Annotated in this window: 22 protein-coding genes; 13 read left to right on the forward strand and 9 right to left on the reverse strand. The window is 45.2% G+C overall.

Annotated features, from left to right (window positions below):
• From CYJ37_RS01805 to CYJ37_RS01815, 3 genes are read left to right on the forward strand one after another with little or no spacing between them, the layout of a single operon-like run.
• Positions 1-621, forward strand: coding sequence for a flavin reductase family protein (locus CYJ37_RS01805; protein ID WP_101547671.1), 621 nt, complete (start codon positions 1-3; stop codon positions 619-621).
• A gap of 4 nt (positions 622-625) precedes the next feature.
• Positions 626-1,543: a fumarylacetoacetate hydrolase family protein gene (locus CYJ37_RS01810; protein WP_101547672.1), complete on the forward strand. Its 918-nt coding sequence runs from the start codon at positions 626-628 to the stop codon at positions 1,541-1,543.
• 29 nt (positions 1,544-1,572) lie between these two features.
• Complete coding sequence (locus tag CYJ37_RS01815; protein ID WP_180827256.1) at positions 1,573-2,709, forward strand: homogentisate 1,2-dioxygenase; 1,137 nt, start codon at positions 1,573-1,575, stop codon at positions 2,707-2,709.
• Positions 2,710-3,130: 421 nt separating this feature from the next.
• Here CYJ37_RS01815 and CYJ37_RS01820 read toward each other — a convergent pair whose 3' ends face one another.
• Together CYJ37_RS01820 and CYJ37_RS01825 are read right to left on the reverse strand one after the other, a co-directional pair.
• A complete protein-coding gene (locus tag CYJ37_RS01820) occupies positions 3,131-3,877 on the reverse strand; it encodes a metallophosphoesterase family protein (RefSeq protein ID WP_101547674.1) in 747 nt (248 codons plus the stop codon).
• Positions 3,878-3,977: 100 nt separating this feature from the next.
• A complete protein-coding gene (locus CYJ37_RS01825; protein WP_101547675.1) occupies positions 3,978-4,829 on the reverse strand; it encodes a DegV family protein in 852 nt (283 codons plus the stop codon).
• Between the two features lie 211 nt (positions 4,830-5,040).
• On the opposite strand from CYJ37_RS01825, the gene CYJ37_RS01830 reads away from it, so the two are divergent.
• Genes CYJ37_RS01830 through CYJ37_RS01845 form a run of 4 tightly spaced genes read left to right on the forward strand, consistent with a single transcriptional unit; the run spans position 5,041 to position 9,784 of the window.
• Positions 5,041-5,808, forward strand: coding sequence for a 3-hydroxyacyl-CoA dehydrogenase (locus tag CYJ37_RS01830; RefSeq protein WP_101547676.1), 768 nt, complete (start codon positions 5,041-5,043; stop codon positions 5,806-5,808).
• Positions 5,809-5,853: 45 nt separating this feature from the next.
• Positions 5,854-7,005 carry an acyl-CoA dehydrogenase family protein gene (locus CYJ37_RS01835; RefSeq protein WP_101547677.1) on the forward strand — a complete coding sequence of 384 codons (1,152 nt, stop codon included), beginning with the start codon at positions 5,854-5,856 and terminating at the stop codon, positions 7,003-7,005.
• 28 nt (positions 7,006-7,033) lie between these two features.
• Positions 7,034-8,182, forward strand: a complete 1,149-nt coding sequence (locus tag CYJ37_RS01840; RefSeq protein ID WP_101547678.1) for a thiolase family protein — start codon at positions 7,034-7,036, stop codon at positions 8,180-8,182.
• Positions 8,183-8,224: 42 nt separating this feature from the next.
• Positions 8,225-9,784: a fatty acid--CoA ligase gene (locus CYJ37_RS01845; protein WP_101547679.1), complete on the forward strand. Its 1,560-nt coding sequence runs from the start codon at positions 8,225-8,227 to the stop codon at positions 9,782-9,784.
• Between the two features lie 39 nt (positions 9,785-9,823).
• On the opposite strand, the gene CYJ37_RS01850 is transcribed toward CYJ37_RS01845, so the two are convergent.
• The 4 genes from CYJ37_RS01850 to CYJ37_RS01865 form a co-directional block, all read right to left on the reverse strand.
• Complete coding sequence (locus CYJ37_RS01850) at positions 9,824-10,513, reverse strand: DUF421 domain-containing protein (protein ID WP_101547680.1); 690 nt, start codon at positions 10,511-10,513, stop codon at positions 9,824-9,826.
• A gap of 67 nt (positions 10,514-10,580) precedes the next feature.
• Positions 10,581-11,471 (reverse strand): manganese catalase family protein, encoded by an 891-nt coding sequence (locus CYJ37_RS01855; protein ID WP_101547681.1) that lies wholly within the window; start codon positions 11,469-11,471, stop codon positions 10,581-10,583.
• A 21-nt stretch (positions 11,472-11,492) separates the two neighbouring features.
• A complete protein-coding gene (locus tag CYJ37_RS01860; protein WP_101547682.1) occupies positions 11,493-11,708 on the reverse strand; it encodes a YuzF family protein in 216 nt (71 codons plus the stop codon).
• A gap of 179 nt (positions 11,709-11,887) precedes the next feature.
• Positions 11,888-13,447, reverse strand: coding sequence for an ABC-F family ATP-binding cassette domain-containing protein (locus tag CYJ37_RS01865; protein WP_101547683.1), 1,560 nt, complete (start codon positions 13,445-13,447; stop codon positions 11,888-11,890).
• Between the two features lie 243 nt (positions 13,448-13,690).
• On the opposite strand from CYJ37_RS01865, the gene trhO reads away from it, so the two are divergent.
• Positions 13,691-14,656 carry an oxygen-dependent tRNA uridine(34) hydroxylase TrhO gene (gene trhO, locus CYJ37_RS01870; protein ID WP_101547684.1) on the forward strand — a complete coding sequence of 322 codons (966 nt, stop codon included), beginning with the start codon at positions 13,691-13,693 and terminating at the stop codon, positions 14,654-14,656.
• A 77-nt stretch (positions 14,657-14,733) separates the two neighbouring features.
• Here the strand turns inward: trhO and CYJ37_RS01875 are convergent, their stop codons facing one another.
• Positions 14,734-15,282: a pyridoxamine 5'-phosphate oxidase family protein gene (locus CYJ37_RS01875; RefSeq protein WP_101547685.1), complete on the reverse strand. Its 549-nt coding sequence runs from the start codon at positions 15,280-15,282 to the stop codon at positions 14,734-14,736.
• Between the two features lie 106 nt (positions 15,283-15,388).
• Here CYJ37_RS01875 and pdxR point away from each other — a divergent pair, with 106 nt between their 5' ends.
• Complete coding sequence (pdxR, locus tag CYJ37_RS01880; RefSeq protein WP_101547686.1) at positions 15,389-16,765, forward strand: MocR-like pyridoxine biosynthesis transcription factor PdxR; 1,377 nt, start codon at positions 15,389-15,391, stop codon at positions 16,763-16,765.
• A gap of 31 nt (positions 16,766-16,796) precedes the next feature.
• On the opposite strand, the gene arcA is transcribed toward pdxR, so the two are convergent.
• Positions 16,797-18,026, reverse strand: a complete 1,230-nt coding sequence (gene arcA, locus CYJ37_RS01885; protein ID WP_101547687.1) for an arginine deiminase — start codon at positions 18,024-18,026, stop codon at positions 16,797-16,799.
• A gap of 388 nt (positions 18,027-18,414) precedes the next feature.
• Here arcA and CYJ37_RS01890 point away from each other — a divergent pair, with 388 nt between their 5' ends.
• From CYJ37_RS01890 to CYJ37_RS01905, 4 genes are all read left to right on the forward strand, one after another.
• On the forward strand, positions 18,415-19,311 hold the full coding sequence (locus tag CYJ37_RS01890) for an HD domain-containing phosphohydrolase (RefSeq protein WP_101547688.1): 897 nt from the start codon (positions 18,415-18,417) through the stop codon (positions 19,309-19,311).
• A 15-nt stretch (positions 19,312-19,326) separates the two neighbouring features.
• A complete protein-coding gene (locus CYJ37_RS01895) occupies positions 19,327-19,647 on the forward strand; it encodes an 8-amino-7-oxononanoate synthase (RefSeq protein ID WP_165352537.1) in 321 nt (106 codons plus the stop codon).
• Between the two features lie 625 nt (positions 19,648-20,272).
• The gene (locus CYJ37_RS01900) at positions 20,273-21,463 is read left to right on the forward strand and encodes a glycine C-acetyltransferase (RefSeq protein ID WP_101547689.1); all 1,191 of its coding nucleotides are present in this window, start codon (positions 20,273-20,275) and stop codon (positions 21,461-21,463) included.
• A 46-nt stretch (positions 21,464-21,509) separates the two neighbouring features.
• Entirely contained in the window at positions 21,510-22,457 is a 948-nt protein-coding gene (locus CYJ37_RS01905) for an L-threonine 3-dehydrogenase (protein WP_101547690.1), read from the forward strand.
• Positions 22,458-22,514: 57 nt separating this feature from the next.
• Here the strand turns inward: CYJ37_RS01905 and CYJ37_RS01910 are convergent, their stop codons facing one another.
• Complete coding sequence (locus CYJ37_RS01910; protein WP_101547691.1) at positions 22,515-23,255, reverse strand: arylamine N-acetyltransferase family protein; 741 nt, start codon at positions 23,253-23,255, stop codon at positions 22,515-22,517.
• Positions 23,256-23,569 lie beyond the last annotated feature (314 nt).

Raw genomic sequence — 23,569 nt, forward strand, 5'->3', positions numbered from 1 at the left:
ATGGAAATCCCTGTGTCTTCCCTCTCCTGGCAGGAGGGGTATAAAATCCTGTCAGGCTCCATTCTTCCCCGTCCAATTGCCTTTGTGACCACCATAGATCATAGCGGCACCGTCAATGCAGCACCTTTCAGCTTTTTTACAGCCATATGTGCGGATCCGCTTCTCATTTGCTTTTCACCTATGCGAAAGGGGACTGACGGAAAAAAGAAAGATACACTTCTTAACATTGAAGAAACCGGGGAGTTTGTCATCAATATAGTAAGCAGAAGCATGGCAGAGAAAATGAATATATGTGCAGCCGATTATGCCCGTGAAGTAAATGAACTGGAACAGGCGGGGCTGGAGCAGGAAAAAAGCACATATGTCAAGCCGCCGAGAATCAAGCGTTCCCAAGTCCATCTTGAATGCACAGTCCATCAGCTCCTGCACTTTGGAGACGGTCCGGGGTCCGGGAGCCTGGTGATTGGCAGGGTTGAACATGTGCAGGTGAATGATGATTTGTATCATAATGGGAAAATCGATACTGAAAAGCTGGATCCGGTTGGAAGGCTGGCGGGGCATATGTATACTGGCCCGCTTGCAGATGCTTTCGAGATTATCAGAAAATCAGATCCGGGGTGATGGAATGAAGTTCATAACCTTTCAAAAGCAGGATGGATCGGTCCGGTCCGGCTGGCTGGAGGGCACTGCTGCAATAGATATGTATGAAGCTTCAAAGGGAATCCTGCCAAAAACATTATTGGCATTTATAGAAAATCATCAATTTTTCATGGAGCAGATCGAGTCTCATCATGAATGGAAAGAATCGGGCAGCGGTGCTTACCCTATAGAGGAAGTAACACTGAAGGCTCCGCTTCCTTATCCAAAAAGCTTTCGCGACTTTTATGCTTTTGAGGAGCATGTCAAAACAGCCCGGGAAAACAGGGGCCTGGAAATGATAAAAGAATGGTATGAGCTGCCGGTCTTCTATTTTTCCAATCACCTTGCCATAAAAGGGACAGGTGAGCCCATTCATTTGCCTGCCGGCTGCAGCAATCTGGACTATGAACTGGAAATTGCCTGCATCATCGGCAAAGAAGGCCAAAATATTTCTGCCAAAGAGGCGGACGGATATATTTTTGGCTACTGCATCTTAAATGACTGGAGTGCCAGGGATATTCAAAGAAAAGAAATGAAGGTCGGTCTTGGACCGGCAAAAGGAAAGGATTTTGCCACCTCGATCGGCCCTTATATTGTGACAAAGGATGAGCTGGAGAGCTATCGGGTGGAAAATGGCTATGATTTGGATATGACAGCAAAAGTGAACGGCGTCCTGCTGTCAGACGGCAATCTTAAGGATATCTATTATTCATTCAATGAAATGATAGAGAAAGCTTCAGAGAATACCACACTTTACCCGGGAGAGCTGATCGGTTCAGGTACAGTGGGGACCGGCTGCATCCTTGAGCTCGGGGAAGATGTCCACCGCTGGCTGAAGCCAGGCGACAGGGTAGAGCTGGAAATAACTGGTCTTGGAAAGCTGTTCAATACGATTACAGACTGAAAGGGGGAGCAGGCTTGTACTACAGGCAAATGGGGAGGATTCCGCACAAACGCCACACGATGTTCAAGAAAGCAGACGGGTCCCTGTTCAGGGAGCAAGTCATGGGAACAAAGGGCTTTTCGGGGACACAGTCGATTTTATATCATCATTATATGCCGACAGAGACAGAAGAGGTGTACCTCTCAGGAAGCTATCTGCCTGAATATGAGGAGATGGCTGCGCTTAAACACCGGCATCTGCTTACAGAGAACATTAATCACAGAGGAGATGCCCTTCAAGCCAGGGAATATCTGCTTGGAAATGATGATCTGCTGATTGCCTCGGCCAATATTTCAGAAAACATGCAGGATTATTACCGGAACAGCGATGGAGATGAGATGTACTACATCCATTACGGAACCGGCCGGTTTGAAACAATGTTCGGCACAGTCAGCTATGGGCCAGGGGACTACATCGTCATTCCGATCGGCACGATTTTCAGGATTCTTCCTGAAAAAGAAACTAAGGCTCTTATTGTTGAATCATTCAGCCAGATTACGACTCCAAAAAGGTACCGGAATGAGTATGGACAGCTGCTTGAGCACAGCCCGTTCTGTGAGCGGGATATCAGAGGGCCTGAAAAACTGGAGACTTATACAGAAAGAGGGCCTCATAAGGTAGTCACAAAAACGAGGGGCCATCTTCATGATCATATTCTTGGGCATCATCCGCTTGATGTTGAGGGGTGGGACGGGTATCTATACCCATGGGCCTTCAATATTTCCGATTTTGAACCGATCACCGGCCGGGTCCACCAGCCGCCGCCAGTCCATCAGACATTTGAAGGGCATAACTTTGTTGTCTGCTCATTTGTCCCGCGATTATATGACTATCATCCGGAAAGCATCCCGGCACCCTATTACCACAGCAATGTAAACAGTGATGAGCTCTTGTATTATGTCGAAGGGAACTTTATGAGCCGAAAAGGGATCAAGGAAGGATCCATCACCCTTCACCCCGGTGGAATACCGCATGGGCCGCACCCGGGGAAGACAGAGGCAAGCATCGGCAAAAAAGAAACACTGGAGCTGGCTGTCATGATAGATACTTTCAGGCCATTGAAGGTTGTGAAGAAAGCGCGGGACTATGAGGATGAGAATTATATGTATTCCTGGCTGGAGAAGTGAGAAGAGCTGTGATTTTATAAAAAGGTAAGGACTGTATACTATTTGTGTACAGTCTGTTTTTTTTTTAGGATGGGGCTGTTGCTTTCCGTTCCAGGCACTTCGCTTTCCGCGGGGCGGCGCTGAGCCTCCTCGGAGCGAGCTCCTGCGGGGTCTCAGCATTGCCGCTGCAATCCCGCAGGAGTCTGCGTGCCTTCCACTCCAAGCAACAGGGTTTTTAAAGTTTATGTGCAGTAATATCGTTGCAAGCTAAGAGTTTCTCTTATTTTTCGCAATCCTATTCTCTTTTTATATTCTTTGAAAACATTGTTAAGTTTAACATCCATACCTTGATAGTTTCCCAGACTGTTGCCAAGGAGTTCAATATCTACATTCCAACAAGAATAAACTTCCCTTAGCTCCAGCAGACATTTCTTGATCCAGCCTAAACCTTCTGCCTGCCTCTATAAATAGCCTCCCTCAATTCCAGCGCATAGGGTTCGAGGTTTGGCATGCCCATTTCGCGGGCCATGCTGATTTCTTTTTCAATATCATAAGGAAGGCGGACCATTTCGATTGAAAAAGGTGCAGGCTCCTCTGAAAGATATGTACCATGCAGGATAACAAAAGAGGCTTCCGGCACATCAAGCGGATTGCCGACGCTTCCAGTGTTGAATAAGACCTTTTTAGGATCTATCGGCTCCAGCATGGCCGCGTGGATATCCCCATACCCGACTACATCAGGAATGATTCCCCTTTTTTCTTCATTAATGAATTCACTTGGCCCGAACATAGCCTCGCGTTCTTCAATTGGATGGCGCATCGGCACCACCCGGTGGTAGATGCTTTTTGCAGAAGCGTGAAAAAGCCTGACATACTTTCCGCTCATTTTAAAGTCATGGTGAAATGGCAGGGTGCTTAAATAGTCCATTCCTTCCTGGCCAATCTGTTCCTGATGCCACTGCAGTTCAGCGAAGTCGGCCGGCTTCTGGATAAAGTCATCCCAATTTCCGCGAACAACAACCTCACAAGTTTCTTTCACCCGCTCTATTGCTTTCTTTGAATTCGGCCCTTTACCGACGAGATCGCCAAGACAGAAGATCCTGTCAATTTGCCGCTCCTCTAAATAATCAAGCACCTGATCGAGTGCAGTGATATTTCCGTGAATGTCTGAAATTACTGCAATGCTCATCTCGTTCATCTCCCTTTGCTGCATATCATACTAATAGTTTCGCTTCTTATATAAAAAAACCTTCCCGAACAAGTAGATTCCCGTTGGAAGGTTTTTGTGTTTATTCAAAATGCCAGACGACTGCAACCGTGCCTTCCCCGGCATGCACAGCAATTGTTGAGCTGATTTCGCCGATGAAGGTGCCCATTTGAGGAAACCTGGATAAAATTTCTTTTTCAATATCCTTTGCCTTTTCAAGGACATTCCCATGCATGATCTGAACCTGCTCTATCCTGTGTTTCTCTGCAGATTCTTCAAGAAGCTCCATCATCCGCCTTATGGCTTTTTTCTCCGAGCGCACCTTATCAAAAAGCTGGAATTCTCCATTCCGGTCAACGTGGATGATCGGCTTTACCTTTAATATGCTTCCCAGGAGATACTGAGTTCCGGACATTCTTCCGCCCTTATAGAATTGGTCAAGATTGCCCAGCAGGATATAATTCTCATACTGATTGGCTTCAAGCCTCAGTGTACGGGCGATTTCTTTCCAGTCCATATCTTTGGATTGAAGCTCGATCCCCTTATTCAGCAGTCCGGTAATGATGTAAGACATCATTTTTGAGTCTACTGTTTCGACTGGAAAGCCTGCAATCTCTGCGCCCTGCATGCAGCTGTTCAGGGTTCCGCTCAATTTGGAAGAGATGTGGACAGCGATTGCGCAGTCATAATCAGCTTTTAATTTTTCAAACAGCTCGGCGAATTTGCCGACAGAAGGCTGTGATGTTTTCGGAACTTCTTTTTCAGCTTTTAGTTTCATATATAAATCATCAGAGGATAAATCGATTCCATCCTCATAGGTGCCCGATGAAAATGCAATGGTCAGAGGCATTACATAAACATCCTGATGCTGCTCAAGCTCCTTGGTGATAAATGCTGTGCTGTCTGTAATCCAAGCTATTCGTTTATTGGTCATTTAGCCTATCCTTTTCAGAAAGTTTGTAATGATGGTGTAAGCCATTTCATTATACACGAACTTCTCTATGAATGTTTTAAAAGTTTTGTGAACGGCCTTTGGTAACTTTAAACAGAGGAAACGGCAATATTTTAAATGAAGAAAAAGGAGAAAGCAGCAGGGAGCTAGAACTATATATTCAGAATATTCTTTTAAAAAAGGGAGGGGTTGTATACAGATGGAAAATATTTGTGCCCTTGTGACTGGCGGAGCATCGGGACTAGGGGAGGCGGCTGCAAGAAGAATACTGGATAGGGGCGGCCGGGTCTGCATCGTTGACATGGACGAGGAAAATGGAACTAATATTCAAAAAGAGCTTGGCAGCAGCTCCCTGTTTGTGAAAGCAGATATAACTGATGCCCGGCAGGCTTCCGACGCGGTCAATTTGGCCTTTGAGAAACTGGGTTTCATTAATGTGTGCATCAATTGTGCGGGAATTGCTGCTGCTCAAAAGGTGCTTGGCAAAAAAGGGGTGCACGAACTCGATTTATTTTCCAAAGTCATATCAGTTAACTTGACAGGCACCTTCAATATGATCCGGCTGGCGGCAGAGAAAATGAAGGATAATGAACCAAATGAACAAGGGGAAAGAGGAGTTATCATCAGTACCTCATCTGTTGCTGCCTTTGAAGGGCAGATCGGGCAGGCAGCCTACAGTGCTTCCAAAGGAGGCGTGGCAAGCATGACCCTTCCGATTGCCAGGGAACTGGCTGAATACGGCGTCAGGGTGATGGCGATTGCTCCTGGTCTGTTTCATACCCCTATGTTTGATTCTTTGCCTGTGGAAGCAAAGTCTGCACTTGGAAATACAGTTCCCTTTCCCCGCCGTCTTGGCTTTCCAGAAGAATTTGCAATGCTGGTACAGAGCATCATAGAAAACCCGATGCTCAATGGAGAGACCATCAGGCTTGACGGGGCAATCCGCATGCAGCCAAAGTGAAATAAAATTATTTTTGTAAGCGTTTTCCAAAAGGGGGGAAGGGGCATGGAGAAGACAACAGGATTTCTTAAAGAGGAACATCAGATTTTTCGAAAGGCGCTAAAGAAATTTCTGGAGAGGGAGGCCTATCCCTTTTACAGTCAATGGGAGCAAGAGCGGCTTATACCAAGGGATTTTTGGAGGAAGATGGGGGAGCAGGGGTTTCTGTGCCCTGATGTAGATGAGGTATACGGAGGAAGCGGTACTGACTGGGGCTTCTCCGTCATTATAAATGAAGAATTGGAAAGAGTAGGTTCAGGGCTGGTTGGCATCGGGCTGCATAATGACATAGCTGTTCCATATCTTTCTGAATTTGGTTCTGAAAAACAGAAAAACCGGTGGCTCTCCAAGTGTGCTGCCGGAGATATCATTACAGCGATTGCGATGACAGAGCCTGGTGCAGGTTCCGACCTTGCAGGCATTAGTACAACAGCGGTGGACGAAGGAGACTATTATCGTCTCAACGGGCAAAAAACATTCATTACGAACGGGATGCACGCCGATCTGGTCATTGTTGCCTGCAAGACGGATACTCATGCGGTCCCCAAACATAAGGGAATCAGCCTGCTTGCGGTTGAAAGGGGATGCGAGGGTTTTTCCAGAGGAAGAAAGCTGGATAAAATCGGCCTTCACTGCCAGGATACTGCCGAGCTTATTTTTGAAGACTGTCTTGTGCCTAAAGAAAATCTGATCGGAGAAGAGGGGAAAGGGTTTCAATATATGATGAAAAAGCTGCAGCAGGAAAGGCTTGTAGTTGCTATAGCCGCACAAGCTGCTTCAGAAGTTATGCTGGAGCTCACCTTATCTTACGTAAAAAGCAGGGAGGCCTTCGGCAGGCAGGTCGGACAATTTCAGAATACCCAATTTAAAATGGCAGAAATGGCCACTGATATCGAAATGGGCAGAAGCTTTCTGGACACCCTGAATAGGGAGCATATGCATGGCAAGGATATCACCCAAAAAGTTTCAATGGCTAAATGGAAGCTGACCGACAATGCCAGAAGGATAGCTTCTGAATGCCTTCAGCTTCATGGCGGCTATGGTTATATGGAAGAATATGAGATTGCGAGAAGGTACAGGGATATCCCGGTTGCGAGCATTTATGCCGGTACCAATGAAATCATGAAATCAATCATAGCCAAAGGGCTTGGCCTTTAGAAACACGAGAAAGAAAGGTGATGGGCGGATGAGGGAAGCTGTTATCATTGAAGCTGTGCGGACGCCGATTGGAAAGAAAAACGGCATTTTGAAGAATATCAGGCCAGATGAGCTGGCTGCTTTCATATTGAATAAGCTGACTGAGAGGGCGGGCCTCGATCCTTCTTTTGTTGATGATGTTATTGTGGGCTGTGTCAGCCAAACCGGGGAGCAGGCCGGTGATATAGCGAGGATTGCCTCTTTGATTGCCGGATTCCCTGTTGAGGTACCCGGTGTTTCCATTGACAGGCAGTGCGGTTCAAGCCAGCAGGCAGTCCATTTTGCAGCGCAGGCCATATTAGCGGGAGATATGGATATCGTAATAGCCGGCGGAGTGGAGAGCATGTCCCGTGTTCCGATTGGCTCGAGCTTTCAGGGAGCCAAATTAAGTGAAAATCTTAAAAGGAAGCATGAGATGATCCACCAGGGCCTTTCAGCAGAGAGAATCGCAGAAAAATACGGATTCTCCCGGCAGCAGCTTGATGAATATTCTCTCAAAAGCCACGAGAAAGCGCTAAAAGCACAGGCAGAGGGCAGATTTGAAAGTGAGATTGCACCAATCGAGGCGGTGCAGGATGATGGGACAATGCTTGTTGCATCAGAGGATTCCGGCCCGCGGAGGGACACATCGCTTGAGCTGCTGGGAACCTTGAAGCCGGCATTCATGGAGAACGGCAGGATTCACGCAGGCAATTCCAGCCAGATAAGCGATGGGGCAGCGGCCCTCTTGATCATGTCAAGGGAGAGGGCAGAAAGCTTGGGGCTTCGTCCGAGGTTCCGCATCCTGACAAGAACGGTTGTAGGGTCAGATCCGACACTTATGCTGACTGGTCCGATTCCTGCAACGGAAAAGGCGCTGCGAAAAGCAGGGCTCTCAATCCGGGATATTGATATTTTCGAAGTGAATGAAGCCTTTGCTTCAGTGCCTCTTGCGTGGCTGAAGGAGACTGGAGCCGATCCTGCTAAGCTGAATCCAAATGGCGGAGCCATTGCACTCGGCCATCCGCTCGGCGCAAGCGGCGCCAGGATCATGGCAGGACTGATTTCCGAACTGGAAAGGACAGGAGGAAGGTACGGGCTGCAGACGATGTGCGAAGGCTATGGAATGGCAAATGCGACCATCATAGAACGATTGTGACAGACTGGAAAGGTTCTGAAAAAAAAGTTCAGGAGGTACGCAATGACAGTGACGATAGGAAGGATTTTAGATCTTGCTGTAATGAAATTTCCGTCAAAAGAGGCCGTATACGATGTCAGGAGTAACAGGCGTTACACTTATAGTGAATGGAATATGCGCATCAACCGGGTCGCACATGCGCTTGCTGCTGAAGGTGTCAGCAAGGGAGACAGGGTTTCTGTTTTTTTATATAACACAGAGGAATTGGCGGCAGTCTTTTTCGCCTGTGCTAAAATCGGGGCCGTTTTTAATCCAATCAATTTCCGCCTCCAGGCTGAAGAAACAGCATATATCCTAAGAGATGCACGCCCGAAGGTTCTTGTTTTTGAGAAGGCTCTTGAAAGCGTGGTTTCCACTATTGAAGAACAATTTCCTGCAACTGCTTTCTGGTATATTGATGACGAACCGCCTTCCTATGCGGCCTCCTTTGATAAAAAAGTCTCTCAAGCCTCTGACAGCCCTGTTTTTGCTGATGTCAGCGAAAATGATGATTATGCAATCATGTATACAAGCGGAACGACCGGCCGGCCTAAAGGAGTGATCCATACACACAGGCATATGGCTGAACAGAGCATGACAGTGATCGCAGCAACAAAGCTTGAACCATCCGATAAAGGGCTGGTCACAGCACCGATGTTTCATTGTGCAGAGCTGCATTGCGCCTTTCTTCCCCGTATCCATGTTGGTGCTGGAAATGTCATCCTTCATCAGTTTAATCCGAAAAAGGTGCTTCAGCTGATTGAGGAGGAGGGGGTCACTAAATTTTTTGCCGCCCCTACAATGTGGAATATGCTATTGCAGGAAGATCTGCTGGCTTACTGCCTGGACAGCCTGAAGCTTGGCCTTTACGGGGCGGCCCCGATGGCCCCTGCACTTGTTAAGCTGTGCAGGGAGAAGCTTGGGATCTTATTGGTCCAGGCTTACGGAATGACAGAGATGGGGCCGGCCATCACCTTCCTTTCTGAGCATGATCAGCTTTCTAAAGCAGGCTCTGCCGGCCAGGCATGCCTGAATCATGAAATCAGGATTGTCAGACCGAACGATAATGGTCCATCAGATCCTGAACATATCCTCCCGGCAGGGGAGTCAGGGGAAATTATCGTGAGGGGCCCAAGTATGATGAAAGGCTATTACAATATGGAAGAAGCGACAGAAAAAGCTTTATATAAAGGATGGTACCATTCAGGCGACATCGGTGCTCTCGATGAAGAAGGCTATCTATGGGTAAGGGACAGGGTGGATGATATGATCATCAGCGGCGGTGAAAATATCTATCCGAGGGAAATTGAGGATGTGCTGTTTGAACATAGCGGAGTACTGGATGCAGCAGTCATCGGCCAGCCGAATGACAGGTGGGGAGAGACTGTGACGGCATTCGTTGTAAAAAAAGATCCTTCAGTTACAGAGGAAGAATTGGACAGCTGGTGCAAGGAAAGCAGCAGGCTCGCCAATTATAAGCGGCCGAGAAAATACATCTTCTGTGAAAGCCTGCCGCGTAATGCAAGCGGAAAGCTGCAGAAATTTGTTTTGAGGAGTGAATTGTCCCAATCAGCACAAACATGAAAATAGGAGCTGCCTGTAAAAAGGCGGCTCCTTTACTTGTTAGAGGTGATCCTTGATCGTTAGTTTGCCTTTTCCTCTTTTGTTGACAATCAGGGTCTTTGTCTTCTCATTTACAAAAGCATAGAGGATCTCTTTAGCTGAAAGGCTGTTTTCATCCAGCTTTTTTGTCAGCCATTCTTTTGTAAGATGCAGCAGTTTTAAATTTCTGAGCTGGATCTTTCCGTCGACTATGACAGAAATAGGCAGGCCTTCATCCTGAATATTAATATTGAGATGCTCGACAGTAACAGGGGTGTTTGCCGTTTTAGGAATAACGCTGATTTCCCCGATAGGTTCCAGTACAGCGTATTCGACATCAGATACTTTTGGAAATCCTTTGCTCCGCAGGATTGATAAAACCTGTGAGACTGACAAATGCGCTTTTTCCAGCTGATCCTCAATGATTTCTCCATCCTTAATCAGGATAGAAGGCTCACCCAGAAAGAACCTGTTCCCGATTTGATTCAGGGTTAAGTAAGAAAAGCAGATATGAAGCACAACCAGGATGGCCAGGGAACCGAGGGTAGGCCAGAATTCTGTGCTGATCAAGGGTTCAGATGCGACCGTGCCGACAATGATAATGGCGACAAGGTCATAAGGTGTCATCTGGACAATGGAAGACTTCCCCATCAGCCGCATGATTGCGATCGTTACAAGGTATAATACCAGAATTTTTATAAACAGGAACAAAATGACCTCTCCCAACGCTAAAAAAGATAATGTCAGTTTTCCCAGTTTTAATCTGTTTAAGCCTTCTTTACAGTCCCTCCAGCAGTCTTTTGGCGATCCTTTCATAGTCATCCTTTGTAATGCCAGGTGCAAATTCTTCCGGAAGCTCATCAAGGTCAGGGACCGGGCCGCCCTCAGGCGTGCCGTAAATAACCTTCAATGGCTCGCCGTTTTCCGGGTTCGTCCCTTTCCATATCTGTCCTATTCCCTTGAAATCCGTGTCGCTCCATGTATAGAGGACATTGCTGAGCCCTTTTTCTTCAAACTTGCGCGCCGCATCAAAACGGGAATTGTTTAAGTCGGGAATTGGCAGCATCTTTGTTAAGTCGACGCCTGTCGCGATATCGAGCGCCTTAGCGTAGGCTAATATGTGCGTACCTCCCCTTACCAGAAGATAGCCGATCATTTCTCTGGCAACAGGATGGTCTGTCATTTCATACACCCGCATTTTATGGGTTCTGGCACCAACCTCCAGGAAAAAATTATGAAGAAGATCCAGCACGAGATTGCCGCTGCTGAACACATTGTCCCCGGTCCATGCCCTTCCCATTGAATCGCCGGGAAGACCTGTCTGGGCAGAGGCTATAAAATGATAGGTGTTCCGTGCATCTTTCCCGTTCTGCAGAGGTGCAATATCCGGATCACCAGGAAAGGTATTTCCTTTCGAGAGCAGATTAATTGCATTTGTCACAAGCTCCACATGGCCAAACTCTTCTGCGGTGATGCTGGCGACCAGATCGTAAAATGGCTTCAGTTTCTTTTTACTCCGGAAGTTAAAGGATTGAAACATATAGTTATTGAGAGTAGACATTTCGCCAAACTTGCCCCCGAGCAGTTCCTGGACGGCAGCTGCAGCATTCATGTCGCCATGAGACGGCTCAGGGAGTTCGATCGCAAGCCTGTTTATTCTTTTGAACATATTTTTCCCTCCACTGGGTTGTTAGCCTGGAAATATCCAGACAATCTGCTGAATGCGGATATAGAAAGGTGTATTGGCAGACTTGACTACCAGATGGTCCGGCAGGGCATTAATCAAGACGCCCCTTACTGATCCATGAGTTGTCTGCACCGTTATAGAATCTCCTATCAAAGAAAGGGCGGCCTGATATACATATGGATCAAAGCTTGAATTAAAAGAGACAGCTGTACCGTCCATCTTTTCAGCTCCTTTTCGCCAAAATCTATCATAAGCCTATGAGCGTCAATGAAGTTTCAGAATATGTCCGTGAAAGAAGGACAGGAGGGCGGAGGTTTTATTGGAATATAATTTTGTGTGAAACAAAAGGCAGTGGAGGAAAAAAAATCCCCCATGCCTTTCAGCAGGGGGGATAATGGTTATGCCTGATTCTTTTTTTTGGACCATTCTTCAACGTTCCAAGTCTTAGTTACCCAGTCTTCATAAAAGTCAGGCTCATGGCATACCAGCACAACAGTGCCTTTATAAGCCTTCAGCGCACGCTTCAGCTCTTCTTTTGCTGTAATATCCAGGTGGTTTGTCGGCTCGTCAAATAATAGCCAGTTGCTTTCATTCATTAGGAGTTTGCAAAGGCGGACCTTCGCCTGCTCGCCGCCGCTCAATTGATTCAGCGGGCGTGAGATATGTTCATTTTTCAGCCCGCATCTCGCCAATGCTGCACGGACCTGGTGCTGGTCAAGGCTTGGGAACTCGCTCCATACATCGTCGATCGGAGTGATGTTGCCAGCTTTTACTTCCTGTTCAAAATAGGAAGGGAATAAGAAATCCCCGCGCTCGATTTTTCCGCTGAGAGGGGAAATTTTGCCGAGCATTGTTTTCAGGAGCGTGGATTTACCCACTCCGTTGCAGCCAACGATCGCAATCTTTTCGCCTCGTTCAACTGTCATATTCAGTTTTGGAAGGAGCGGATCGGAATAGCCGATTTCAAAATCTTTGCCTTCAAATACATACCGGCTGCTGCTGCGGGATTCCTTGAATTCGAAGGCAGGCTTAACGGCAGTTTCCGGGCGGTCGATCCTTTCCATCCGGTCAAGCTGCTTCTGGCGGCTTTTTGCCCGGCCTGTTGTTGAATAGCGGGCTTTATTTTTAGAGATGAAATCTTCCTGCTTTTTAATGAACTCCTGCTGTTTTTCATATGCATTGATATGCTGATTTTTATTGATTTCAGCAAGCTCGAGGAATTTATCATAGCTGGCGGTATATCTGCTGAGCTTCGAAAATTCCAGATGGAAAATGACATTTGATACGGAATTCATGAATTCTGTATCATGGGATATCAGCATGAATGCATAAGGATATTCCTTCAGGTAGCCGGTGAGCCAGCGGATATGCTCTACATCAAGATAGTTGGTAGGCTCATCAAGCAAAAGGACCTGCGGCTGCTCGAGAAGAAGCTTGGCCAGAAGAACCTTTGTACGCTGTCCGCCGCTCAGTGCAGCAACATCGCGGTCAAGGCCGATTGCGTCAAGGCCCAGCCCCCGCGCAGCTTCCTCAATCTTGATATCAAGAGAGTAGAACCCGCCGGCATCCAGCCTGTCCTGGATTTCCCCCATCTGCTCAAGAAGCTCTTCAAGCTCTTCGGGTGCAGCGTCAGCCATCTTGGCTGTCACTTCATTAAGGGCTTTTTCCTGTTCGAATAATGGAAGGAATGCATCCTTCAGCACATCGCGCATGGTCCTGCCAGGAGTAAGGATTGTATGCTGGTCCAAATAGCCGTAATGCACATTTGGAGTCCATTCCACTTTGCCGCTGTCGTGGATCAGCTGATTGGTTATGATATTCATAAGAGTCGATTTTCCTACTCCGTTTGCGCCTACAAGTCCGACATGGTCTTCCTGCAGAAGGCGGAAGGACACATCTTTGAATAAAGTTCTATCGCCAAAAGTATGGCTTAAATGATCTACATTTAATAAACTCATCGTTTATATTCCTCGCTTTGCATGTATAATCCATTATTACATCATACTAAAAAACAATAGTGTAAACCAGGTGTGTTAGATGCCAATTATCATTAGAGGCAGTCCATTTTTCCCGGGTAAGGGGAAACAAAGTTTTTGACACCCTTTATATGGCTGTTATAATAGAATGTGTTGAAAAATCCGGTATAGGGCTGCCTGCCGGAACAGAATCTTGCATTTGGTCTGGAAAGGAAAGAAAAAATCATGGATACACAATCATATAGAATTTTGCTTTATTACAAATATGTTCATATAGAAGATCCTGCGGCACAAAGAGAAGAGCACTTGAATTTCTGCAACGGCATCGGCCTTAAGGGGCGCGTGCTGATTTCTGAAGAGGGCATCAACGGCACTGTGTCAGGCACAGTGGAGCAGACACAGGCCTATATCGACATGATGGACAATCATCCTTTATTCGAAGGCACAGTTTTCAAGATTGATGAAGCAGAAGGGCATGCATTCAGAAAAATGCGCGTCAGAGTGAGAAAAGAACTAGTGAACTTGAGCCTTGAAGATGATGTCGATCCATTAAAGCTAACAGGGACACACTTAGAACCAAAAGAATTCTTTGAAAAGATGCAGGACCCTGATACTGTCGTCCTTGATGCACGAAATGACTATGAATACGACCTTGGACATTTCAAGGGGGCGATTAAGCCGGATATCCAAAATTTCCGCGACCTTCCTGAATGGATCAAGGAAAATAAAGATAAGTTTGAAGGCAAGAAGATCCTGACTTATTGTACTGGAGGCGTCCGCTGCGAAAAGTTCTCAGGATGGCTTCTAAAAGAAGGTTTTGAGGACGTCGGCCAGCTGCACGGAGGAATCGTGACGTACGGTAAAGATCCTGAGGTGCGCGGCAAGCTGTGGGACGGCCAATGCTATGTGTTCGATGACCGGATCAGCGTTCCTGTCAATCAGGAGGAGCATGTCATCGTCGGCCGCGATTATTACACAAACGAACCTTGCGAGAGGTATGTAAGATGCGCAAACCCTGAATGCAACAAGCAAATTCTGACCTCTGAAGAAAATGAGCATAAGTATCTGCGTAGCTGCAGCCATGAATGCCGGGTGCATCCGCGCAACCGCTATATCAGTGAACACGGCCTTACAGAAGAGGAAGTGTCTGAGAGAATGAAGAAGCTTGAAGAAGAAGCTGTTCAATCTTGATAAAAGACGTGCAGGAGGCTGCACGTCTTTTTTATATGGAAGTTAAGACTGAAATCCCCCGAATGTTTTAATATTCTTCACCTAAGGTCGACAGCCGCTGTTTTGCCTGGATAGTACTTTTTTTCATTTTCTGCTGCATTCTCTTTCGCAGTTATAATGTCAGGAATGATTTTAATGACGGCCGTCCTGCTTCCAAGCGAGGAGCGGTATTTTTCTAGATGGGCTTTTGGCAGAGGTGACTGGAAGTAGCCGGGTACATACTTGTCCAGCATGTTCTGCATAACCCTAGTTGCTTCATCTACATTGGCTAGCACAAATGCTTTCCCAAAAACCATTACACTCATATAAGCTGTATCTGTTTTTGCGGGGACGGGGTCGGTCAGTGTGCCAAAATCTTCGCTTACTGTAAAGCAGACATGAGGACTATTATTCAGCAGCTCCATTTTCCTTCCTTCTGAGGCTCCATGAAAATAGATACAATCATCCTGCCAAATATAATTAAGAGGCACCACATAAGGGTAAGAACTGTCATTGAGTCCAAGATATCCTGTTCTGGCCTGCTTAAGGAAGGTGCTGATTTTTTCAGGATCTTTGACTTCTAGCATTGATTGGCGCATTGGAAACATATACTCCACTCCTTAGATATTTATGGTATATTCAGATTAATATCAATTTGACCATCTTTAAAGTGACAGTTTCATATAATCTTAAAGGGTCAGATGGGAGTGTACGATGACGCCGTTTTTAGACAGGGAAAGCCAGCTGCCTTTATATGTGCAGCTATATCAGTATATCAAGTCGGAAATCGAGTCAGGAAAAATGAAGCCAGGGGAAAAGCTCCCTTCCATCCGCAAGTTTTCCCGATTTCTGGACGTAAGCAAAAATACAGTAGAAGAGGCGTATCACCAGCTGATTGCAGAAGGGTATGCCGAGAGCAGGCCGAAGAGCGGAATCGTTGTAAACAAAATAGATGAATTTCCCTTGAAACAGGTTAAAGAACAATTGCCTGTTATTTTAAAAAAAGAGCAGGCAAAACCAAAAATTGATTTTCAATATGGCCATATTGATGCAATTGCTTTCCCAGCCAGGAGATGGAAAAACGCCCTGTCTGAAGCAGCATTCGATCTCTCTTTTCTGCAATATGGAGACAAGCAAGGCCAATTGTCCCTGAGGACCGAGCTGACAGGGTATTTGTACAGATCAAGGGGGATAGAGTGCACTCCAGAACAAATCATCATCACTTCAGGAACGCAAAATAGCATTTCAGTGATTATGAGTATACTCGAGCTTCGCGGAGAAGTGATAGCGATGGAAAACCCAGGCTATGATGGGGTGAGGAAAGTGCTGATGCATCAGGGAGGAAAAGTAGAACCCGTCTCTGTGGAGGAAGATGGAATCAGTGTTGAAGAGCTTGCAGAAAAGAGGGCAAAAGCGGTTTATGTGACACCTTCCCATCAATTTCCGCTCGGTATGGTCCTATCAATCAATAAACGGCTGAAGCTGCTGAAATGGGCTGCTGAAACTGGTGGTTATATTGTGGAGGATGATTATGACAGCGAGTTCAGATATCAGGGACAGCCGATTCCGCCGCTTAAAAGTCTGGATCAAAATGATCGCGTCATTTACCTTGGGACTTTTTCAAAATCCTTTCTTCCTGCAGCCAGACTGAGCTTCATAGTTTTGCCGCCGGCCCTTATAGCTGGCTATAAAAGGGACTTCAGCCTGTACAGCCAGCCAGTCTCTCCCATAATGCAAGAAGCTGCAGCACGCTTCTTGAAGGAAGGAGACTTTGACCAGCATATCCGGAAAATGCGTGTCCTTTATCAGGCAAAGCATAAAGTGCTGCTGGAGTCGGTAAGTTCTATGATGGGAAATAAAGCGGCTGTGATTGGACAAAAGGCAGGGCTTCATATCCTCATAAAGCTGGAAGGGAGGAAAAGTGAAGAGCTTGCTGCCAAGGCTGCCAAAAATGGTGTGAAAGTGTATTCTGCGAACCAGTATTGGGCAAATGGAGATGGTGATGATTCGATCATGCTGGGATTTGGAGGACTTTCTGCCGAAGAAATTGCAGAAGGGATAAAGATTCTTACCGAGGCGTGGTTTGAATAAAGAGCAAAAGAAAAGGGCCATCCAGGCCCTTTTACAGTTCTCCTCTGACAATCGGCATACTCATACAGCGCGGGCCGCCTCTGCCGCGTGAAAGTTCAGAGCTCATGATCTCGAGCACCTCGATCCCATTTTGCCTCATCATATCATTGGAAACATAGTTGCGGTCATAGGTAACTACTACTCCAGGGGCGATTGCCAGGGTATTGGAGCCGTCATTCCATTGCTCCCTGGCTGCTGCAATGACATCTCCACCGCCGCATGGCAGGAGGACCAGTTCTGGAAGATTCAGGACTTCCTTCAGGGTTTCCACAAGGCTGTCCTTTTCTGTGATTTTCAGTTCACCAGAATTCCCCTGCTCGAGAATATAAATTTTCATTTTCCCGTCGCTGTTCTCAATCGCAGGATGATAGGTGAATTTATCATGATCAATCATTGTAAACACAGTATCCAGATGCATGAAGGCCCGTGATTTAGGAATCTCGACAGCTACTACTTTCTTAATATCCTCCTGGCGGGCAAACAATTCCCTTGCCAGCTTTTCAATTCCCTGTGCAGATGTCCTGGCACTGACACCTATAGCAGCAACTTCTCTGCTCAGCACCAGCTCATCTCCGCCTTCGAGTGTATAATGTTCATCCCGATTAAAGAAAACGGGAATATCATGCTCTTTAAAGCGAGGGTGGTGCTTGATGATATAATCCATGAAAATTGATTCGCGTCTTCTGGCCGGTTCATTCATATTGTTAATGGTTATGCCTTTGCCGATGACTGCTGCAGGATCTCTTGTAAAATATAAATTCGGCATTGGATCAAGGAAGAAAGGGTAAGAATCCGCCATGATTTCATGAAGGTGCACTTTTTCTTTTAAATCAATTTCATTCTTTCGTACCCCGGCCATCACTTTCCTCACCAGTTCATCAGCCGGCAATGAATTCAAATACTCAGAGACCGCCTCAAAAGAGCCATTTACATTGGATTGGCTTTCCATCAGGATCTGTTCCGTGAACCGGCTGCGGATTTCAGGCTGTGCAAGCGTCTCTGTCATCAGCTTATCAAGATAAAGAACTTCAATGCCCCGATTGCTCAGAACTCCTGCAAAATAATCATGTTCCTTTTGAATCGCCGGCAAATAGGGTATATCATCAAATAACAGCCTCTTTAAGTATTGAGGGGTAAGGTTTTCTACCTCCTTGCCGGGTCTGTGCAGAAGGACCGACTTTAATTCCCCTATCTCCGAAGTAACATTTAACGGATGCTTCATTTATATAACCTCCAAATATGTATACGAGCCAGTTTTGTCTGGTTTCATGTCTACTGTTCATTTTCCTTTAAAGCAATGTGAGTAAACTAATCAATTTTTTGTATGTTTATTCAAAAGTTGTTAAGCGAAAAGCCAAGATAACAGTGAAAATACTGCTTCTTTTGGTACCTGCTGCAGCAAAGATTGGCAGTTTAATGTCTGCTGGTGCGCTGTTTATAGGACTTTCTCATTATTTACCAAAAAATATATGTAAATTCTTGTTTATTTTTCTAATTCTCTATATTACTATTTAACTTTATGTATTATAATGTTGGAGAATAGAAGAAATTTGACAATCTTTTCTTCTTGATTCGACAGCAATCTTAGAAATAGAAATGAGGGTAATACAGTGGGCATTATAAATGAAGATCGTTTCATTGAAACAGTCCACATGAAAGGCTTGCAGATTTCCCTGATCGCATCTGGCGATGGTACAGAGGTTATATATCATAAGCTGCATGCCGATACGAGATGGGGCCTTGAACCACAGGAAGATTGGAATGCTATGGAATTTATACATATTCTTTCAGGAGAGCTGATTCTCCAATCAGATAATCCTAAGAAATCGTATAAAGCTGGAGATTCCTTTTATAAAACTCCTGTCAAGGAGCATTATTACTTTCAGGCTGAAGAAACGACAGAATTCTTATATGTTACATCCCAGCCGGTTTTCCACCATTACAGCATGATAACTAAAAACCTGATGGATCTGGCTGTATCAATAGAAGAAAAAGATGGATACACCGTTGACCACTGCAGCAGGATTAATAAGCTGTCTATGTTGTTTGGTGAATATTTGGGTTTTAATTCCAAACAGCTGATGAGTCTAAATATAGCCTCCTTTCTGCATGATGTTGGCAAGTTGAAAATACCTCTTGAGATCTTGAGAAAGCCAGGGAAATTGACTAATGAGGAATGGGAAATCATGAAAAAACATTCCGAGTTCGGGAAAGAAATTCTTGAGCAGACTGGCCTGCCAATCTTAATTCAGGCAGGAAAGATAGTAGAGCAGCATCATGAAAGACATGATGGCAAGGGCTATCCATACGGACTGAAAGGCGAAGAAATTTCCGTCGAAGCTTCTATTATAGCAGTTGTAGATTCCTATGATGCCATCATAAGCGATAGAGTCTATCGAAAAGGAAAAACAAAAGATGAGGCATTACAAGAAATACTCAGATGCAAAGGAACTATGTACAATCCGTACATTGTTGATATTTTCCTTAAAATGAAAGACAAAATTTAAAAAGGGGGAAAAATAATGAAAAAGATCAGCGTTTTGGTCATGGCACTATTAATTGGTGCAGTTTTCAGCATTAAGCCTGCAGAAGCAGCTTATCTGCCTGAGTACGACAAATATGTAGAGGTATCTTATGATGAAGCAAGAGCGATTGCTGATATGCTTGGATTACAGGGTATCGAGCTCGGAGAGGAAACAGCCCAAATTACTTTTGAAGCTCAAGAGAAAATTATCAAGAAGCTTGAAAAATTACTTAAAACTGAAATTGACCATTATTATGTATGGCTGACAGTTGATGGTGAAAAAGTTTTAGGATTTGATCCTCCAGTACCACAATACTAAGAAGAAACTTGCCTGATTTAATTTCAGGCAAGTTTTTTTTTAATATAAAATTAACAATTTAAAGAGACAATAAAACTAGCAGTTGAAAGACATATCTAATACAAAAATCATCAATTAGGTCAGGTAGAATTATTCATTCAAAGGGCAGTTTCCTAATCAAAAGAAGTTTGGTTTTACATAGAATAAATGTCATTAAAACCTGTTGATTGTAGTGGAAGGCACGAAGACTCCTGCGGGAAATAGCGGCAAAGCTGAGACCCCGCATGAGCAAAGCGAAGAGGAGGCTCAGCGCCGCCCCGCGGAAAGCGAAGTGCCTGTAACGAAAATCAGCAGCCCCATTTTTCAGCCAAAATTGAAGACAAATGGCATTTTGATCTGTCTTCAATTCTGAGGAAGCTTGAAGGTTTCCTCTTTAATTTACAACTAAGATTAATTCCTATTGGGAAAAATAAAAGCACCTTCTATATTGTCCTTTTCATGTGTACAATTCAATCAAATATGTTAAAGTAATCAGTATGGAACTCCTTGATATACAAGTCTTTTTCGAATGTCGAAATGTCTTTATGAGGAGTACAGATGTATATTTACAGATGACATTAAATTCTATATAAAGAGAGGGATTATTATGTCCAGCAAAACCTTGGATAGCTTTTTAAATGAAAATCTCGAGGATCTGAAAAGCAGGGGCCTTTATAATGTAATTGACCCGCTGGAAAGCCCGAACGGTCCAATGATCAAAATTAATGGAAGAGAATTAATTAATTTATCCTCAAATAATTACCTGGGCCTTGCTACAAGCGACAGGCTCAAAAATAGTGCCAAAAAGGCAATTGATACATACGGTGTAGGAGCAGGTGCTGTCAGGACAATCAACGGCACAATGGATATCCATATCAAATTGGAAGAAAAACTGGCAGAATTCAAGCATACAGAAGCAGCCATTGCTTACCAATCAGGCTTTAACTGTAATATGGCTGCCATCTCTGCAGTCATGGACAAAAATGATGCTATTCTTTCCGATGAACTGAACCACGCTTCCATCATTGACGGCTGCAGGCTGTCCCGTGCGAAAATCATCCGCTTCAACCACTCTGATATGGAAGATCTGCGTGCGAAAGCAAAGGAAGCGACAGAGTCCGGACAATATAATAAAGTCATGGTCATCACCGATGGAGTATTCTCCATGGATGGAGATATTGCGAAGCTCCCTGAAATCGTGGAAATAGCTGAAGAGTTCGACCTGATCACATATGTTGACGATGCACATGGATCTGGTGTACTCGGCAAAGGCGCAGGTACAGTTAAACATTTTGGATTATCCGATAAAGTGGACTTCCAAATCGGTACGCTCTCCAAGGCCATTGGAGTTGTCGGCGGATATGTGGCCGGGAAGAAACAGCTGATTGACTGGCTGAAAGTCAGAAGCCGCCCATTCTTATTTTCAACGTCCCTTACACCTGCAGATGTAGCTGCTTGCATCGAATCTATTAGCATCCTTATGGAAAGCACTGAGCTGAACGAGAAGCTTTGGGAAAATGCCGATTATCTGAAAAAGGGGCTGAAGGAGCTCGGCTTCAATATTGGAGACAGTGAAACGCCTATCACTCCTTGCATTATCGGGGATGAAGTGGCTACCCAGGAATTCAGCAAACGATTAAATGATGAAGGCGTTTATGCTAAATCAATCGTGTTCCCAACTGTTCCGCGGGGCACCGGGCGTGTCCGCAATATGCCAACAGCTGCACATACGAAGGATATGCTGGACCAGGCACTTTCGATCTACAAAAAGGTCGGCAAGGAAATGGGTATCATTTAAGAATCAAATATAGATATGAAACGACGGATTTAGGTGGAGGAAAACGATGAAAAAGATCTTTATTACAGGTGCTCTTGGCCAGATCGGTTCAGAGCTGACTGTCAAGCTTAGAAATATATATGGTACCGATAATGTCATTGCAACTGATATCCGCAGGAATGATTCTGAGGCGGCCCAGTCCGGCCCTTTTGAAATCGTGGATGTTACGGATGCTAAATCTATGTTTGATACAGCAAAGAAGCATAATGCTGATACAGTCATTCATATGGCAGCATTGCTGTCTGCGACGGCTGAGGCAAACCCGGTTTTTGCGTGGAACCTTAATATGGGCGGCCTGATGAATGCACTGGAAGCTGCACGGGAGCTGAATAGCCAGTTCTTTACGCCAAGCTCAATCGGCGCTTTCGGTCCATCTACGCCAAAGGATTCTACTCCGCAGGATACCATTCAGCGTCCAACGACAATGTACGGGGTCAATAAAGTTGCCGGCGAGCTCCTTTGCGATTATTATTTTCATAAATTCGGCCTGGATACGAGAGGCTTGCGCTTCCCAGGCCTGATCTCTTATGTGACTCCTCCAGGCGGCGGGACTACCGATTATGCTGTGGAAATTTATTATAAAGCGATCGAAGAAGGCAAGTACACCTCTTATATCGATAAAGGGACATATATGGATATGATGTATATGCCGGATGCCCTTGATGCTATTATCAATTTGATGGAAGCTGATGCAGGCCGGCTCAAGCACCGCAACTCATTCAATGTTGCGGCAATGAGCTTTGAGCCTGAAGAGATTGCTGAAGCCATCCGCCAGCATATTCCTTCATTTGAACTTAGCTATGAAGTGGATCCAGTCCGCCAGGCAATTGCTGACAGCTGGCCGAATTCAATAGATTGCACAGCAGCAAAAGAAGAATGGGGCTTTAAGGCTGAATACGATCTTGCTAAAATGACGGCAGATATGCTGGAAAAGCTGAAAGTTATAACCGTTTAATCAGGTGAAAAAAGCTGGCAGGAGACCATCTCCGCCAGCTTTTTCTATATGAAGCAATTATTCCGCTACTATTCCAAAGAACTCTTTTAGCGCCACCAGTTTTGAAGTCTTGTCTAAATCTGTTTTAGACTTTTCCCCGTTCTCTGTTTTTACCAGTGTGTGCCCTGATAGCGTGATTCTTCCGTTTACTGTGGCAATCGTAATAATATCATCTTTGGTGAATGGCGATTCTGCTGACGTTTGATTGAAGCTGCAGGAACCTTGGAAAAAATCCAAGTCTCTTTTTTCATCAGTAAACCGGTACTTGATGACCCATTCCCCGCTGGCATAATGCATCAAATCGTAGCAGCCGCCTCCCAGACTCCTGACTTTATATTTACCGCTCGTATCCTCCTTCTCAGTGCCATCAAGCGGTATAGGCTGCCTGGCAGAGTCCCCGAAGCCTACATCTGTCAAATACGGCTGGTCTAGATAGACCAGTATGGCAGCATGGCTGTTTTCCCTGGCCCATCCGCCCGGTGTTTTGACTGTACCGGAGATAAGGGCTGAGCTGTAGCCCATCTTGGAAAGAAGGGTTTGGAAAAGGCCGTTCAGCTCATAGCAAAAACCGCCCCTGTTGTTTTCCACTACTTTTTTGTAAAACTGATCCCTGTCCAAACTGATCGGGACCTTCCTGATAACATCCAGATTTTCAAAAGGTATGCTTAGCATATGCCTTTTTTGCAGATGTGCCAGCGCTTCCAGTCCCGGTTCCTTTATATCTGCCTTAATCCTGGCTAGATAACGGTCAATATTCATATATTTTCACCTTCTATGCTAAAAAAAATTAGATTTATACTGTATCGGGCTGGTCCCTATTACTATTCTAACATGCTGTCCGATATAAGGATCGTATACTGCCTGCTGTCTGTTTAGCCTTTATAAATCTAACAGCTCATGTTCTAAAAAAAGTATGCTGTATTTCGATTGCGCGAAGCCCATATTCCTCAAAAATGAAAATGAGAGAAAGACAGCACGGTTGCAGGCCCCGGGATGCTTGTACTACAATAAATACAAACTTGGCAGGAGAGGAGGATAATTGATGGCAAAGTATGAAGTGAAGGTAGAATTCT

The organism is Bacillus sp. UMB0728 (assembly GCF_002858875.1).
Lineage (GTDB): Bacteria > Bacillota > Bacilli > Bacillales > Cytobacillaceae > Bacillus_AB > Bacillus_AB infantis.